1 protein-coding gene is annotated in these 18,337 nt (G+C 74.1%); it reads right to left on the bottom strand.

Features of this window, described 5'->3' with window-relative positions; all coding sequences use genetic code 11:
- Nucleotides 1–8: 8 nt before the first annotated feature.
- A complete protein-coding gene (locus ACFVYA_RS28265; protein WP_387049253.1) occupies nucleotides 9–17,774 on the bottom strand; it encodes a non-ribosomal peptide synthase/polyketide synthase in 17,766 nt (5,921 codons plus the stop codon).
- Between the last annotated feature and the right edge of the window lie 563 nt (nucleotides 17,775–18,337).

Raw genomic sequence — 18,337 nt, 5'->3', positions numbered from 1 at the left:
GCTTCTGTTCAGTGGTCTTGGCCGGCGGCGAGCCGTTCGAGGTCCTGCAGGACCCGTTCTTCGACGAGCTCCGCCAGCGCCAGCACGGTGCCGGCGGTGAGCACGTCCTTGGGGGTGAGCTCGACGTCGAAGGCGGACTTCGTCATCGACGTGATCTGCAGGCTGCGCAGCGAATCGCCGCCGAGGGCGAAGAAGTTGTCTTCGACGCCGACCCGGTCGAGGTCGAGCGCCTCGGCCCAGATGGCCGCGAGGACCTCTTCGGTCTCGGTTTCCGGGGCGGCGTACCCGGCGCGCTCTTCCGGTGCGGCCGGGGCGGGCAGCGCCCGCCGGTCCAGCTTTCCGTTGGCCGTCAACGGAAGTGCGTCGAGCCGGACGAACGCGGCGGGCACGAAGTGGGCCGGCAGGGCTGCCGCGACGTGTTCACGCAACCCTGGGCCCGCGTCGCCCACGACGTAGGCGATCAGCCGCCGGCCGTCCGAGACGACGGCGGCGTCGCGGACGGCCGCGTGCTTGCGCAGGACCGCCACGATCTCGCCGGGCTCGATCCGGAAGCCGCGGATCTTCACCTGGTCGTCGGCGCGGCCCAGGAACTCGAGCGTGCCGTCGGCGCGCCACCGCACCAGGTCGCCGGTGCGGTACATCCGCGTCCCCGGCGCCCCGAACGGATCGGCGAGGAACCGCGTGGCGGTCAGCCCCGGCCGGTCGAGGTACCCGCGGGCGAGCCCGGCGCCGGAGACGTACAGCTCCCCCGCGACCCCGATCGGCACCGGGCGGAGGGCGGCGTCGAGGACGCGGACGCGGGTGTTGCGGATCGGGCGGCCGATCGGCGGGGTGGCCCCCGGCTCCAGGGGATCGCTCCAGGTCGCCACCACCGTCGTTTCGGTGGGCCCGTAGGCGTTGATCATCCGGCGGCCCGGTGCCCAGCGGGCCACCAGGTCGGCGGGGCAGGCCTCGCCGCCGACGACCAGGGTGCGGAACGCGGGCAGGTCGACGTCGGGCACGCTCGCCATGGCGACCGGCGGGATCAGCGCGTGGGTGACGCCTTCGTCGCGCAGCACGGCGGCCAGGTGGTCGCCGAGCAGCGGCCCGGGCGGCGGCACGACCAGCGCGGCCCCGGCGGGCAGCGCCATGCACAGTTCCAGCACCGACGCGTCGAAGCTCGGCGAGGAGAACTGCAGCACGCGGTCGCCGGGCCGGACGTCGAAGTGGGCGATTTCGGCGGCGGAGAAGCTCGCCAGCCCGGCGTGGGTGACGACGACGCCCTTCGGGGTGCCGGTCGACCCCGAGGTGTAGATGACGTACGCCGGCGCGTCCACCGGCACGGACCGGCCGAGCGGGCTGGCCGGGCCGTGCGCCTCCGAGCCGTCGAGGACGAGCACGTCGGCCACCGGCAGCGGCGTCCCCGGCTTGGTCACCACGACGACCGGCCGTGCGTCGGCGAGCATGAACGCGATCCGCTCGGCCGGGTAGTCCGGGTCGACCGGCAGGTAGGCGGCACCGGTCTTCAGCACGGCCAGCTGCGCGACGACGATGTCCACCGAACGCCCCAAGGCGAGCGCGACGATCCGCTCCGGCCCGGCACCCCGCGCGGCCAGCAGCCGCGCCAGCCGGTCGGCGCGGGCGTCGAGTTCGGCGAAGGTGAGCCGTTCGTCGCGGGAAAGCACCGCGACGGCGTCGGGGGTGCGAGCGGCCTGGGCCTCGATCAGCCCGGTGAGGGTGACCGGCGGGACCTCGTGGCCGGTGTCGTTGAAGGCCACCAGGACCTGGTCGCGTTCGGCGGCGTCGAGGACGTCGAACGCGCGCAGCGGCCGGGCCGGGTCTTCGGCGATCGCCGCCAAGAGGTGCTCGAGCCGCCGGGCCAGCCGCCGGACGGTTGCTTCGTCGAACAGCGCCGGGTCGTAGCCCAGGCCGAGCGACAGGCGCGGGCCGGGCGCGGCGACGACGGTGAGCGGGTAGTTGGTCGTCTCCATCGCCTGCAGGTCACGCAGCCGCACGCCGTGGGCGGCCACATCATCGGCGGTGACCGGGTAGTTCTCGAACACCACGAGGCTGTCGAACAGGTTCCGGCCACCCTCGACCCCGCTCCAGGCCTGCACCGCGGTCAGCGGCACGTGCTCGAACCGGCGCGACTCCGCCTGGGCGGTCTGCAGGCCGCGCAGCCAGCCGGCGACCGGGGCCGCCGGGTCGGCGGTGACCCGCACCGGCAGGGTGTTGATGAAGATGCCCGTGATGTCGTCGACACCGGCCAGCCCGGCCGGGCGGCCGGACACGGTGGCGCCGAAGCAGACGTCGTCCTCGCCGCTGTGCCGGGCCAGCAGCAGCGCCCAGGCGCCCTGCACGACGGCGTTGAGGGTGAGCCGCTCGCGCCGGGCGAACGCCGCCAGCCGGCCGGTGGCCGCTTCGTCCAGATCGCGGCTGACCCACGTCGACGAGCTCGATTCGTGGGCGAACGCGGGGATCCGGTCGTAGGGCAGCGGCGTCGGCTCGGTGACGTCGGCGAGCTCACGGCGCCAGTACTCTTCGGCACCCTCGGCGGTCTGGCCGCTCAGCCACGCGACGTAGTCCCCGAACGGACGGCGGTGCGGCAGGGCGGGCGGCGTGCCGTCGCGCAGGGCCGCGTAGGCGGTGCAGACGTCGGAGAGCACCTGGAAGACGCTCCAGCCGTCCAGCAGGACGTGGTGGAAAGTCCAGACGAGCTGGACGGCGTCGCCGGGCAGCCGGGCCAGGGTGACCCGCAGCAGCGGCGCGGCTGTCAGGTCGAACGGCTTGGCACGGTCACTCGCGAGCAGCTCGCGCAGGGCCTCCTCGCGGTCGCGGTCCCGCCAGTCGAGCTCGGTGACCGGCACCCGCACGTCACGGTGGACCACGAGCAGCGGCTCGGGGACGTCCTCCCACACGATGCTGCCGCGCAGGACCGGCGTCCGGTCGACGACGTGCTGCCACGCTTCGGCCAGGAACCGCGGCTCGGCCACGCCGTCGAGGACGGCGTTGACCTGTTCGAAGTAGACGCCCTGGGATTCCTGGGAAAGCCCGTGGAAGACCATGCCCGCCTGCATCGGCGTGAGCGGGTGGACGTCGGCCACGCCGCGGCCGTCGCCGGCGATCCGGTCCACCTGCCGCTGGTCCAGCCCGGCCAGCGGGAAGTCGCTCGGCGTGCGCCCGCCGGCGCCGGGCTCGGCGCAGTGCGCCACGGCTTCGCCCAGCGCGGCCACCAGTTCGGCGGCCAGGCGCTCCACCGTGGCGGCGGAGTGCGTGCCGCGCGAGTAGTACCAGGTCAGTTCCAGGGTCTCCCGGTCCACCCGGCCGACGACGTCGAGCAGGTGCGCCCGGCCCGCCCCTTCGCCGACCGAAGAGCCGAGGCTGCCGGCGGCGCCGTCGAGCCGGCCCAGGTAGTTGAAGCTGATCTCGGGCCGCAGCGCGGGCGCGGTCCCGGTCAGGTACCGCAGCGCGCCGAAGCCGGCTCCGCGGCGGGGCACCGCGCGCAGCTGTTCCTTCACCGACTTGAGCAGCGCGCCCCAGCCGTCCTCGACCCGCAGCGCCACCGGGTAGAGCGAGGTGAACCAGCCGACCGTGCGGGACAGGTCGACGTCGTCGAACAGGTCCTCGCGCCCGTGGCCCTCCAGGTCGATCAGCACGCCGTCGCGGCCGGTCCAGCGGGCCAGCACCCGGCCCAGCGCGGCCAGCAGCACGTCGTTGACCTGCGTCCGGTAGACCGCCGGGACGTCCTGCAGGAGTGCCCGCGTCAGCTCGGGATCCAGGCGCGTGGTGACCGTGCCGGTGCCCTCGGCCGAGCCGACGGCGTCGACCGGCAAAGCAGCATCGACCGGCAAAGCAGCATCGACGGCGAGCGCTTCGCGCCAATACGGCAGTTCGTCGTCGAAGCCGCCGGCCTCGGCGTGGGCGGCTAGCCGGTTGGCCCAGTCGCGGAACGACGTCGTCTTCGGCGGCAGCGGGCCACCGCGGTAGGCGGTTTCCAGGTCCTCCAGGAGGATCCGCCACGAGACGCCGTCGACGACGAGGTGGTTGACCGTCAGCCGCAGGACCGTGGGCTCCAGCAGTTCGGCGGTGAGCAGCGGCCCGCGGGTCACGTCGATCTCGGCGCCGAGGACCTCGGCCGGTTCGGCCGGGGCGTTCTCCTGGCCGACGCCGGCGAACCGCATGCGCAGCGCGTCGTGGTGCTCGACCAGGGTGGCCAGTGCCGCGCGCAGGGTTTCGACGTCGAACGGCTCGGCCCGCTCGATCCGCACCGACTGCGTGAACCCGTTCGGGTCGCCGAAGTCCCCGGCGAAGAGCCAGTGCTGGATCGGGGTCAGCGCGGCGGCGCCGGTGACCGGCCCCTGCTCGGCCACGGTGACCGCGGCCGAGCCCGCCGCGACCGCCAGCGCGGCGACGGTCTGGTGGGCGAACAGGTCCCGCGGGGTGAGGGCGAGGCCGTGGCGCCGGGCCCGGGAGACGACCTGGATGCTGAGGATCGAGTCGCCGCCGAGCTCGAAGAAGTTGTCCTCGACGCCGACGCCGGGCACGCCGAGCACGCCGGCCCAGACCTCGGCGAGCACGCGTTCGGTCTCGGTGCGCGGTGGCACGTACCCGGCCATCGGCTCCGCGGCGGGTTCCGGCAGCGCCCGGCGATCGACCTTTCCGTTGGCGCTCAGGGGAAGCGCGTCGAGCTTCACGAAAGCCGGCGGCACCATGTAGTCGGGCAGGTCGCGTTGCAGCCACGCCCGCAGGTCGGCGGTGCCCGCGGTGGTGACGACGTAGGCGACGAGCCGCCGGTCCCGCGCGACGACCACGGCCTCGGTGACGTCCGGGTGAGCGGCCAAGACCGTCTCGATCTCGCCCAGCTCGATCCGGAAGCCGCGGATCTTCACCTGGTCGTCGGCGCGGCCGACGAACTCCAGCACGGCTGCGTGACTACCGGGGCTTCGCCCCGGGCCGGGGGCTTCGCCACCCGGACCCCCGGAAAGCGAGCCACCGGACCAGCGGACGACGTCGCCGGTGCGGTACATCCGCGCGCCCGGCTCGCCGAAGGGGTTTGCCACGAAGCGTTCCGCGGTCAGCCCCGGACGGCCGAGGTAGCCGCGGGACACGCCGGCGCCGGCGATGAACAGCTCGCCCGTCACGCCCGGCGGGACCGGCCGCAGCCCCTCGTCCAGGACGTAGGCGGCCATGTTGTCCAGCGGCCGCCCGATCGGCATCGCGTCCGGGACCACGTCTTCGGGGGCGAGGAAGAACCGGCTGGCGAAGGTGGTCGTCTCGGTGGGGCCGTAGCCGTCGACGACGGTCAGCCCGGGGCAGGCGTCGCGCACCTGCCGGACCGCGGCGGCGGGCACGACGTCCCCGCCGGTCCACACCTCGCCGACGCCCCGCAGGCAGCCGGGATCCTCCTGCGCCAGCAGCCGGAACAGCCCGGCGGTCAGCCACAGCGCACGCACTCCCTGCTGCGTGACGACCGCACGCACCACCTCGGCGTCCACGTCGCCGGGCGGCGCGACGACCACCCGGCCGCCGTTGAGCAACGGAACCCACACCTCGTAGGTCGAGGCATCGAACGCCTGCGGTGAGTGCAGCAGCACGCTCCGGTGCGCCTCGCCCGCGAACGACCGGTCCGACGCGAGGGCCACGATGTCGCGGTGGGTCACCGCCACGCCCTTGGGCTTGCCGGTCGACCCGGACGTGTACATCACGTAGGCGAGGTTTCCGGACCGCACCGGGACATCCGGCGCACCCGCCTGGCCGGTCTCGTCCACCCGGACCACCGGTCCACCGTGGACGTCCTGATAGGACTCCTCCGCGATGACCACGGAGACGCCCGCTTCGGCCAGGACCAGCCGCATCCGGCTCGCCGGGGCGCGCAGGTCGACCGGCACGTACGCGGCCCCGGCCTTGAGCACCGCCAGTTCGGCGACGACGAGGTCGGCCGACCGCTCCAGCAGCAGTCCCACCCGGTCCTCCACCCCGGCACCCAGCTCGAGCAGCCGGCAGGCGAGCCCATCGGCGCGGGCGTCGAGCTCGGCGTAGGTCAGGTCGCCGACCGCCGGAGCGTCCGGCGTCCGGCGGACCTGCTCGGCGAACCGGCTCACCACCGTGGCCTCGGCCACCGGGTGCGCGGTGTCGTTGAAGGTCCGCAGCACGCGCTCGCGGTCGCCGTCGGTCAGCAGGTCGAGCTCGCCGACCCGCCGGCCGGGGCCCGCGGCGATGCGCTCCAGGGCGAGCAGCAGCTGCCCGGCCAGCCGGTCGATGGTGGCCCGGTCGAACAGGTCCGGGTCGTGGTCGAAGGTCACCGTCAGCCGCTCGCCCGGCGCGACGACGACGCTGAGCGGGTAGTTGGTCGGCTGCAGCTCGCCTTCCTCGTGCAGGCCAATTCCGTGTGCGGCCACGGCTTCGGTGTCGAACGGGTAGTTCTCGAAGACGAGGATGCTGTCGAACAGCGTGGTGCCGCCCGCCCAGGTCTGCAGCTGGGCCAGTGACACGAAGTCGAACCGGCGCGAGCGCGCCTGGCCCGCCTGCAGCTCACGAAGCCAGTCCGCCACGGTGTGTCCGTCGTGGACGGTCACCGGGGCGGGCAGCGTGTTGATGAACAGCCCGGCCATCGACTCGACACCGGGCAGGTCGGCCGGCCGGCCGGACACGGTGGTGCCGAACACGACGGAGGATTCCCCGCTGTAGCGGGACAGCACGAGTCCCCAGGCGCCCTGCACGATCGTGTTGAGCGTCAGGCCGGCGCGGCGCGCCAGCTCCCGCAGCCCGTCGGCGGGTGCCGACACCCGGACCGACGCGGCGGACCGCGCGCGGTGGGCTTCCACCGGACGGCGGTCGAACGGCAGCGGCGTCGGTGTCCGCAGGCCCGCGAGCTGTTCGCGCCAGTGCGCTTCGGCGTCCGCGGTGTCCTGCTCGCCGAGCCAGCGCAGGTACTCCCGGAACGGCGGCCGGTGCCCCGGCGTCGTGGCGCCCGCGTACCGGGCACACACCTCGCCGAACACCTGCGCGGCGCTCCAGCCGTCGAGCAGCACGTGGTGGAACGTCCACACCAGCAGGACGTCGCCGCCGGGCAGCCGGGCGAACGCCAGCCGCAGCAGCGGCGCGGTCGTCAGGTCGAAGCCCTCGGCCCGGTCCGCTTCGAGGAACCGCTCCTGCTCGCGGGCCCGCTCGTCGTCGTCCAGCGCCGTCCAGTCGAGCTGGACGACCGGGACCGTGACGGCCCGCTCGACGACCTGCACGGGCTCGTCGAGGCCGTCCCAGACGACGCGGGTCCGCAGCACCGGCGTGTCCGCGACGACCTGCTGCCACGCCCGGGCGAGGCGCTCGGGGTCGGCGATGCCGGTCAGCCGCAGGCGCACCTGGTTGAGGTAGGTCCCGGCCGCGCCGTCGACGAGGCTGTGGAAGACCATGCCCGACTGCATCGGCGTCAGCGGGTAGATGTCCTCGACGCCGCGGCCGTCACCGACCAAGCCGTCTACTGTGGACTGATCCAGCCGGACCAGGGGGAAGTCCGACGGGGTGCGGCCGCCGGCGTCCGGCCGGGCGCAGTGCCCGGTGATCCCGGTGAGCGCTTCGAGGAGGGCGCCGGCCAGCCGGCGGACGGTGGCCTCGGTGTGCACGCCTGCCGAGTAGTGCCAGGTCAGTTCCAGCTCGTCGCCGACGACCGCGCCGACGACGTCGAGCTGGTGCGCGCGGGTCTGCCCGGGGTGCGCCGCGCCGCCCAGCCCGCCGCCGTGGTCGAAGCGGCCCAGGTAGTTGAAGCTGATCCGCGGTTCGAGCTGCGGGGCGGTGCCGGCGAGGTAGCGCAGGGCGCCGTAGCCGATCCCCCGGCGGGGAATCGCCCGCAGCCGCTCCTTCGTCGTCTTGAGCGCCTCGCCCCAGTCCTGTCCGGACGAGGTCAGCTCGACCGGGAAGATCGAGGTGAACCAGCCGACCGTGCGGGAGAGGTCGATGCCGGGGAACAGGTCCTCGCGCCCGTGGCCTTCGAGGTCGACCAGGACGCGGTCGCGGCCGGTCCAGTCGCGCAGGACGCGGCCGAGCGCGGTCAGCAGCACGTCGTTGACCTGTGTCCGGTAGGCCCCCGGCACGTCGTGCAGCACCGACCGGGTCTCCGCCGCGGGCAGCCGCACGACCACCGAGCGGGCCGAGCCGTAGGTGTTTTCGCCCGTCGCGTCGACCGGCAGGGCCGGGTCGGCGTCGATCGCCGCCCAGTGGGCGAGTTCGCCGTCGAAGAAGCCGTCGGCCGTGTGGCGGGCCAGGGTGCGCGCCCAGTCGCGGAAGGACGTCGTCTTGGCCGGCAGCTCACCGCCCTGGAGCAGGGTTTCCAGGTCCTCCAGGAGGATCCGCCACGAGACGCCGTCGACGACCAGGTGGTGCGCGGCGAGCGTCAGCGTCGTGCCGGACAGGTCCGCGCGCAGCAGCGGCCCGGTTTCGAGGTCGATCGTGGCGCCGAGGACGTCTTCGGCGTCCGGCGCGTGGTGCGGGCCGTCGTCGGTGAACCGCAGCCGCAGGGCGTCGTGGTGCAGCTGGAGATCGCGCAGCGCGCGGCGCAGCACCGCCGGGTCCGGCGGGGCCGGCAGTTCCACCGAGACGGACTGCACGAACTGCTCGGGGTGCACCGGCCGCGGGTCGAGGTACCAGTGCTGCACCGGCGTCAGCGGCATCGCACCGGTCACCGGTTCAGCGTCGGCGACGGCCGCGGCGGGCGCGGCCGGGGTGGCGGCGAGGGCCAGCGCGGCGACGGTCGGGTGGTCGAACACCTGACCGGGCATCAGGTCGAGGCCGGCCCGGCGGGCGCGGGAGACCACCTGGATGCTCAGGATCGAGTCGCCGCCGAGCTCGAAGAAGTTGTCGTCGGCACCGACCCGCTCCACCCGCAGCACCTCGGCCCAGATGCCGGCGAGCAGCCGTTCGGCGTCCGTGGCGGGTTCGCGGTAGCCGAGCCCGGAGACGAAGTCGGGCGCGGGCAGCGCGCGGCGATCGACCTTCCCGTTTTCGTTGAGCGGCAAGGCTTCGAGCGGCACGAACACGGCCGGGACGAGGTAGTCCGGCAGCGAGCGCAGCAGGAATTCGCGCAGGTCCGGCGTCCCGGTCGCGACGACGTAGGCGACAAGCCGCTTGGACCCGCCGTGCTCGGCCGCGACGACGACGGCTTCGGTCACGTCCGCATGGGCGGTCAGCGCGGTTTCGATCTCGCCGAGCTCGACGCGGAAGCCGCGGATCTTCACCTGGTCGTCGGCGCGGCCGACGAACTCCAGCACCCTGGCCCGGGTCCACCGGACGAGGTCGCCGGTCCGGTACATCCGCGCACCCGGCGCCCCGAACGGGTCGGCCAGGAACCGTTCCGCCGTCAGCCCCGGCTGCCCGAGGTAGCCGCGGGCCAGCCCGGTGCCGGCCAGGTACAGCTCGCCGACGGCACCCGGCGGCACCGGCCGCAGCCCGTGGTCGAGCACGTAGGCGGCCGTGTCGTCCAGCGGCCGCCCGATCGGCAGCACGTCCGGCACCGGCTCGCCCGGCGGCAGCGGGAACCGGGTGGCGAAGGTGGTGGTCTCGGTGGGGCCGTAGACGTCCACCACGGTGAGGCCCGGGCAGGCGGCCGCCACCTGGTGCACCGCGGCGGGGCGCACCACCTCGCCGCCGGTCCACACCTCGCGGACGCCGCGCAGGCAGCCGGGGTCCTCCTGCGCCAGCACGCGGAACAGCCCCGCGGTGATGAACAGCCCGGTCACCCCGTGCGTGGCGATCAGCCGGCGCAGCACGTCGGCGTCGAGGTCACCCCGCGGCGCGACGACGACCCGGCCGCCGGTCAGCAGCGGCACCCACATCTCGTAGGTCGACGCGTCGAAGGCCAGCGCCGAGTGCATGAGCACGGTCCGGTGCGCGGGGACGGCGAACGATCGCTCCCGGGCCAGGCCGACGACGGCCCGGTGGCTGACGGCCACGCCCTTGGGCGTCCCCGTCGATCCCGAGGTGTACATGACGTACGCCAGGTTGTCCGGCCGCAGCAGGACATCCGGCGCGTCGGACGGCTCGTCACCGGTTTCGCCGATGGTCACCACGGGTCCACTGTGGACGTCTGAGGCGAGCGCCCGGCCCGCGTCGTCGGTCACCAGCACGCGGACCCCGTCGAGCAGCGCCGTCAGCCGGCTGCGGGGCGCGCGGGCGTCCAGCGGCAGGTACGCGCCGCCGGCCTTGAGCACCGCCAGCTCGGCGACGACGACGTCGGCCGAGCGGCCGAGCAGCAGCCCGACCAGGCCGTCCCGCCGCGCCCCGAGGGCGAGCAGGCGGCGGGCCAGCCGGTTCGCCCTGGCGTCCAGTTCGGCGTAGGTCAGGGTTTCTTCGCCGGTGACGGCGACCGCGCCGGGGGTGCGGCGGACCTGCTCGGCGAACAGCGCCGGCACGGTCGTGTCCGGGTGGTCCTGCGTGGCGCCGTTCCCCTGGTCCAGAACGGCTTGCCGCTCGGCGCCGGGGAGCATGCGCAGCCGGGCGAGCGGCTCGTGCGGCCGGGTCGCGAGCTCGGACAGCAGCGTCTGCAGGTGCCCGGCGAACCCGGCGACCGTCTCGGCGTCGAACAGCTCGGGGTCGTAGCCGAACAGGAACTCCAGGCGCTCCTCACCGGGGTAGGCGACGACGCTGAGCGGGTAGTTGGTCGTCTCCACGCCCCGCAGGTCGCGCAGCCCGAGCTCCGCGGTGACCGGGTAGTTCTCGAACACGAGCAGGCTGTCGAACTCCCCGCCCCAGCTCTGCAGGCGCGCCAGGGACAGGTGGTCGAACCGCCGGGCTTCGGCCTGGGCGTCCTGGAGATCGCGCAGCCAGTCCACCGCGGCCGCCCGCTCGTCGACGTCGGCGACGACCGGCAGCGTGGTGATGAACATGCCGGTGATCTCCCCGGCCCCGGGCAGTTCGGCGGGCCGCCCGGCGACCGTGGTGCCGAAGCAGACCTCCGGCCGGCCGGTGTGGCGGGCCAGCAGCACCGCCCAGGCGCCCTGGACGAGCGTGTTGAGGGTCAGCCCGTGGCGTTGCGCGGCGGTGCGCAGCGGCCCGGCGGGCAGCTCGATCCGCAGCGAGGCGCTCGATTCGACCGGGTGCCCGCCGGGGGCGCGGTCGGTGCGCAGCCGGGCGGGCTCCGGCAGCCCGGAAAGCCTTTCACGCCAGTAGGCTTCCGCCGCCGGCTGGTCCTGTTCGGACAGCCACCGGACGTGGTCGCGGAACGGACGGCGGGCCGGCAGCGGGCGCCCGGCGTGCGCCGCCGCGACGTCGGAGAGCACCTGGAAGAGGCTCCAGCCGTCCAGCAGCAGGTGGTGGAACGTCCAGACCACGCGCACCTCGGTCGCCGAGACGCGCGCGAGCAGCAGCCGCATCAGCGGGAGCGCGCCCAGGTCCAGGCCGGTGTCCCGGTCGGCCGCCAGCACGGCGTCGAGGTCCACCGGTCCGGTCGTCCAGTCCCGGTACTCGATCGGCAGGGCCACCTGCCGGTGGACGACCTGCACCGGGGCGTCGAGGCCGTCCCAGACGACCCGGGTGCGCAGGACCGGCGTCCGGTCCACCACCTGTTGCCAGGCGCGGCCGAGCGCCGCCGGGTCGGGGACGTCGCTCATCACGAACGTCACCTGCTGGAGGTAGGCGTGCCGGCCGCCGCCGGTGAGCCGGTGGAAGAGCATGCCGGCCTGGGCCGGGGTGAGCGGGTAGATGTCCTCGACGTCGCGGCCGTCGCCGGCGAGCCGGTCGACCACGGCCTGGTCGAGGCCGGCCAGGGGGAAGTCCGACGGCGTGCGGCCGCCGGCGCCCGGTCCGGTGCAGTGCGCGACGATCCCGGCCAGCCCGTGGACGAGGTCGTCGGCGACCGTCCGGATCGTGGCTTCCTCGTGGAGCTGATCCGAGTAGAACCAGGTGAGCTCCAGGCGGCCGTCGGTGACCCGGGCGACGACGTCGACGGCGTGCGCGCGGACGTCACCGGGGTGCTGCGAGAGTTCGAGTTCCCGCTCGATCCCCTGGTACAGCTCGCCTTCGACCTCGAACCGGCCGAGGTAGTTGAAGCTGAGCCGGGGCGTCACCGCGGGCGCGGTGCCGGCGAGGTGCCGCAGCACGCCGTAGGACAGCCCGCGGGACGGGATCGCGCGCAGCTGCTCCTTGACGGACTTGAGCAGGCTCGCGGTGTCGCGGTGGGCCGCGTCGAGCGCGACGGGGAACATCGACGTGAACCAGCCGACCGTGCGGGACAGGTCGACGTCGTCGAACAGGTCCTCCCGGCCGTGGCCTTCGAGGTCGACCAGCACCCGGTCGTCGCCGCTCCAGCGGCGCAGGGCCCCGCCGAGCGCGGCCAGCAGCACGTCGTTGACCTGGGTGCGGTAGACGCCCGGGACGTCCTGCAGCAGCGCCCGGGTCAGCTCGGCGTCCAGCCGGGTGGTCACCGTGCGGGTGCTCGCCACCGTGTTGGCGCCGTCGGTGTCCAGCGGGATCTGGGCGCCGCCGACCGACCGCCAGTACGGGAGGTCGCCGGCGAAGTCGTGCTCGGCGAGCCGGTTCGCCCAGTCCTGGAAGGACGTCGTCCGGGCGCTCAGGTCCCGCCCGTGGTAGGCGTGGCCGACGTCCTCCAGGAGGATCCGCCAGGAGACGCCGTCCACCGCCAGGTGGTGCACCGCCAGGCGCAGCGTCGTGCCGTCCAGGTCCGCGCGCACCAGCGGGCCGTGTTCGATGTCGATCTCCGCGCCGAAGACGTCGGCCTCGCCGGGCTCGGCGTGGAACTGCGTCCAGCCTTCGGCGGTCTTGCGGAAGCGCAGCCGCAGGGCGTCGTGGTGGGCGGCGACCGTGTTCACGGCCGCGCGCAGGCGGGCTTCGTCGACGTCGTCGGCGAGCCGGACGCTCAGCTGCTGGACGAAGTGGTCCGGGTCGGCCGGATCGGTGTCGAGGAACCAGTGCTGGATCGGCGTGACGACGACGTCCCCGGTGGCCGCGGGGCGCTCGGCCGCGGGCGCGGCCACCCCGGCCGCCGCGGCGAGCGCGGCGATCGTCTGGTGCCGGAAGACGTCCTTGGTGGTGATCCGCAGGCCGGCCTTGGCCGCCTCGGAAACCAGCCGGATGCTGAGGATCGAGTCGCCGCCGAGTTCGAAGAAGTTGTCCTCGACGCCGACCTCGGGCAGGCCGAGGGCGTCGGCCCAGATGGCGGCCAGGAGCCGTTCGGTCTCGGTGCGCGGCGCGACGCGGGTGGTGCCGCCCGTCCAGTCGGGGGCGGGCAGGGCACGCCGGTCGAGCTTGCCGCTGGGGTTGAGCGGCAGCCGCGTCAACGGCACGAACGCCGACGGCACGAGGTGGGCGGGCAGCGACGCGCCGAGGAACTCGCGCAGGCCGGCCGGGGCCTCGGGCACGACGTAGGCGACCAGCCGCTGGTGGCCGGCGTCGGTGCGCGCGACCACCACCGCTTCGGTGACGTCCGGGTGCTGCCGCAGCGCGGCCTCGACCTCGCCGGGCTCGATCCGGAAGCCGCGGATCTTGACCTGGTCGTCGGCGCGGCCCAGGTACTCCAGCTCGCCGCGGCTGGTCCAGCGCACGACGTCGCCGGTCCGGTACATCCGGGCGCCCGGCTCGCCGAAGGGGTCGGCGACGAACCGGCCGGCGGTCAGGCCCGGCCGGCCGAGGTAGCCGCGGGCCACCCCGGCGCCGCCGAGGTGCAGTTCGCCGGGCACCCCGACGGGCACCGGCCGCATCCCGCGGTCGAGCACGCAGGCGCGGATGCCGGCGATCGGGCGCCCGATCGGCGGGGTGCGGTCGGTGTCGTGGTACCACGCGGTGGCGTACACAGTGGACTCGGTGGGTCCGTAGATGTTGGCGATCCGGCTGCCGGGCAACGCTTTCCGGATGTCGTGCAGCGCGTGCAGGGTCAGCGCTTCACCGGCCAGGACCACTGTGGACGGACGCACCGACACCGCGCCTTGGGCCAGCAGCTGGGCGAACGCCGAGGGCACGCCGCTGACCAGGCCGACCGGCCGGCCGGTGTGCTCGCCTTCGCCGAGGGCCAGCACGTCCCGGACGATCTCGACGGTGGCGCCGGTCATCAGCGGCGCGAAGATCTCGAACACCGAGACGTCGAAGTTCAGCGACGTCGAAGCGACCACGGTGGACCCGGGCCGGAAGACGTCCCGGAAGTCGGTTTCCGCCCACGCCATCAGGTTCGCGGCGCTGCGGTGGGCGACCACGACGCCCTTGGGACGGCCGGTCGAGCCGGACGTGTGGATCACGTAGGCGGGGTGGTCCGGGTTCGTGGCGCGGGCGAGCGGCGTGCCCGCCCGCCCGTCGAGCAGGCCGGGGTCGTCGAACGCGAGGGCGGGGACGGACCCGGGGCCCCGGCCGTCCGGGGTCAGCAGCAGGGCCGGGCCGGCGTCGTCGAGGATCAGTTCCTGGCGGTCGGCCGGGTAGGCCGGATCGACCGGGAGGTAGGCGGCGCCGGACTTGAGCACGCCGAGCAGCGCCACCAGGATCCGTTCGGTGCGCGGCAGGGAGACGGCGACGAACCGCTCGGGCCCGGCGGCCCGCTCCACCAGCACCCGGGCCAGCCGGTTGGCCTGCTCGTCGAGCTCGGCGTAGCTGAGCGAGCGGTCCTCGCAGACGACCGCGATCGCGTCGGGCGTGCGGGCCGCCTGGGCCTCGAACAGCTGCGGCAGGGTGGCTTCCGGCGCTTCGAGCACCGGCCCGCGGGACAGCTCGGCCACCTGCGCCAGCTCGGCGTCACCCATCAGCGGCAGCTCGGCCACCGGCCGGTGGGGCTCGGCGACCACCGCTGCGGCCAGCACCCGCAGGTGCCCGGCGAAGCGGTCGATCGTCGCGGCGTCGAAGAGCGCGGTGTCGTACTCGATGGCGACACTGCGGCCCTGCGGCTGGAACTCCAGCACGAGGTCGAACCGGGCCCGGGGGCGGGGCAGATCGTGCTCGCCCAGGCGGAGGGCGCCCGCCTCCCGGGGCCCGACGAGGTCCTGCTGCAGCACCAGCAGGACCTGCGCCAGCGGGGTCCGGCTCGGGTCACGGGCCGGCCGCAGGTCGTCGACGACCTGGTCGAAGGGCACTTCGGCGGCGGCGAAGGCCGCCAGCGTCGTTTCCTTGACCCGGCCGAGGAAGGCGTCGAACGGCTCGGCCGGATCGACCGCGGACCGCAGGACGAGGGTGTTGACGAAGAACCCGGCGAGCCGTTCGAGCTGGTCGTGGTCGCGGCCGGACACCGCGGTGCCGACGGCGACGTCGTCCTGCCCGGTGTAGCGGGCCAGCAGCACCTGGACGAGGGCGGTCAGCGTGGTGAACAGCGTCGCGCCGGTGTCGTGGCCCAGCTCGGCGAGTTTTCCGGCCAGCTCCGCCGGCAGCGCGTACCGGCGGATCGCGCCTTCGGTGGCGCGGACGGGCGGGCGGGGCCGGTCGGTGGGCAGGTCCAGGGGTTCGAGGCCGGCGAGCTGCTCGCGCCAGTACGCCAGCTGCCGCTCGCGCAACGGCCCGGCCAGCCGGTCGTGGTGCCAGCGGGCGTAGTCGCGGTAGCCGATGTCCAGGGGCGCGGGCTTCTCCCCCGCGTAGAGCGTGGCGAGTTCGTCGACGAGGAGGCCGACGGACCAGCCGTCGGTGATGATGTGGTGCTGGCAGAGCAGCAGCAGGTGGTCGTCCGGGCCGCGGCGGATCAGCGTGGCCCGCGTGAGCGGTCCGGCGGCCAGGTCGAAGGGGCGGTCCAGTTCGGCCGCGAGCTGTGCGTCCAGGTCCGCCTCGGCGTCGGCTTCCCGCAGCGGGATGGTGCCTTCGTCCGCGACGACCTGGACGCCCTCGCCGTCGACGGTCCGGAAAGTCGTCCGCAGTGCCTCGTGGCGCGCGGCCAGCCCGTCCAGCGCGGCGAGCAGGGCGTCGCGGTCCAGCGGGCCGGAGAGGGTGAGGGCGACGCCGGCGTTGTATTCGGTGCTGCCGGGGTTCTGCCGGTCGAGCACCCAGAGGCGGCGCTGGACCGGCGAGAGCGGCACCACCGCGTCGTGGGGCCCGGGTTCGATCCGGGCGGCCGGGGCACTGGCTCGAGCCGGCAGCAGCTCGGCGAGCTTCGCGATGGTGCGGGCGTCGAACACGACCCGCGGGGACAGCTCGGCGCCGAAGCGGGCGCGGATCCGGGCGAGCGCCCGCGCCCCGAGGATGGAGTCCCCGCCGAGTTCGAAGAAGTCCGCGTCGACGCCGATGTCCGGCACGCCCAGCACGTCGGCCCAGATCTCGGCGAGCGCGTGCTCGGCCGGCGTCCGGGGCGCGGTGTGCGCGGCCTGGACCTGGGCCTGCCAGTCGGGTTCGGGCAGGGCGTCGCGGTCGAGCTTGCCGTGGTGGGTCAGCGGCATCGCCTCGAGCGGGACGAAAGCGGCCGGCACCATGTACGGCGGCAGCCGGTCGGCCGCGGCGGCGCGCAGGTCCGCCGGATCGGCGTCCCCGACGACGTAGGCCACCAGGCGTTTGACGCCGGGCTGGTCCTCTCGGGCGACGACGACCGCCTCGCGGACGCCGTCTTGCTCGCGCAGCAGCGCTTCGATTTCGCCCGGTTCGATCCGGAAGCCGCGGATCTTGACCTGGTGGTCGGCCCGCCCGACGAACTCCAGCTCGCCGTTCGCGGTTCGGCGGACGACGTCACCGGTCCGGTACATCCGCGCGCCGGGCGCGCCGAAGGGGTCGGCCACGAACCGGCTCGCGGTCAGTCCGGGCCGGTCGAGGTAGCCGCGGGCCAGGCCCGGGCCGGTGACGTAGAGCTCGCCGGTGTCGGCGGGGCGCAGCGAGCCGTCGAGGACGTACGCGGTGGCGTCCGGCAGCGGGTGGCCGATCGGGGGCGGGCCCCCGGGGACCAGCGGGTCGCTCCAGGTGGCCACGACGGTGAATTCGGTGGGACCGTAGGAGTTGATCATCCGGCGGCGGGGCGCCCAGGTCCGGACCAGTTCGGGCGGGCAGGCGTCCCCGCCGACGATCACCGTGCGGAAGTCCGGCAGCCCGGCCGCGTGCGCGGCGGACAGCGTGGCCAGCGCGACCGGCGGGATGAGCGCGTGGGTGACTTCGTGCTCGGCCAGGACGTCCGCGAGCCGGTCGCCCAGCAGCGGGCCGGGCGGCGGCACGACCAGGGCCGCCCCGTGCGGCAGCGCCATGCCGAGCTCGAGGATGGAGGCGTCGAAGCTCGGCGAGGAGAACTCCAGGACCCGGTCGCCGGGCCGCACGTCGTACTGCTCCCGCATCGCGGCGAAGAAGCCGGCCAGGCCGCGGTGGGTGACGAGCACGCCCTTGGGCACGCCGGTCGAACCGGACGTGTAGATGAGGTAGGCCGGGTGGTCGACGTGCAGCGGGCGCGTCCGGTCGGCGTCGGTGGGCTCGGTGCCGGGCAGGCCGTCCAGCAGGCCGGGTTCGCCGAGGTCGAGAGCGGTGGCTGTGGTGCTCACTTTCCCGCGGGTCACGACGAGCACGGGCGTCGCGTCGGCGAGCACGAAGGCGAGCCGTTCGGCGGGCTGGTCGGGGTCGACGGGCAGGAAGGCGGCACCGGCCTTGGCCGCGGCGAGCTGCGCGACGACGAGGTCGGCCGACCTCGGCAGGACGAGCGCGACGACCGTTTCCGGCCCGGCGCCGTGCCGGATCAGCAGCCTCGCCAGCCGGTTCGCCCGCGTGTTGACGGTCGCGTAGGTCAGCGTGCCGCCGGCGCCGGTCAGCGCCGGTTCCGCCGGGGTGCGCGCGGCTTGGGCCTGGAACAGTCCGGCGAGGGTACGCGCGGGGACCGATCTGTCGTCGTCGGCGTCAGGAACCGAGACGTCGTATCGCGGCATTGCTGGAACCTTTCGAGCACGGGGGAGGTCAGCGCAGGGCCGTCCGGGCGCTGGGAGTTGACACGCAGGTGGGGCCCGCGACCAGGGAAATCGCGAAGAAAGGTGGCCGGATCCAGGCCCGGTCACCGGCTTTTTGCCACTCGTTCAACAAATCGCCCCGGCGTGCCACACACCGGGCGAACCCACAGGAACGAGGGCGAGACACATTGATCCTTTCCAGCGTGCAGCCGCGCGGCAACCCCCGGAAACAGTTCCGATTTCGACGGCACCCCGCGGAGCCGATTAGGCACCAGCGACCGTCGAACGCGCGCGACAACCAGCGTTCTTCGTGCAACAGGTCCGATCACCCGGCAGTCGAGTGCCCCCCAAGACCAGCCGGATTGGCATCACGCTACCTAGTGAACGCCTAGCTCGTACCGCCGAACGGAGCATTGGCAAAAATGTCCAAAAATCGCCTCGGTTTACCCGGACAGCGAGTAGTACAACGACGATTTTTGTTCACTCTTCTGCCGGAAAATGTTACCTCGATTGGGAGGTTTGAATTTACGACAGGGCGCTCACCA

Origin of the sequence: Amycolatopsis sp. NPDC058278, from assembly GCF_042881395.1 — a bacterium.
Taxonomy (GTDB): Bacteria; Actinomycetota; Actinomycetes; order Mycobacteriales; family Pseudonocardiaceae; genus Amycolatopsis.
The sequence above is the reverse complement of the archived record's forward strand: the minus strand, read 5'-3'. Positions and strand labels throughout refer to the sequence as shown.

Excerpts from the sequence above, each read along its gene's own strand:
- ACFVYA_RS28265 (WP_387049253.1), bottom strand. The coding sequence starts at position 17,774 with ATGCCGCGATACGACGTCTCGGTTCCTGACGCCGACGACGACAGATCG.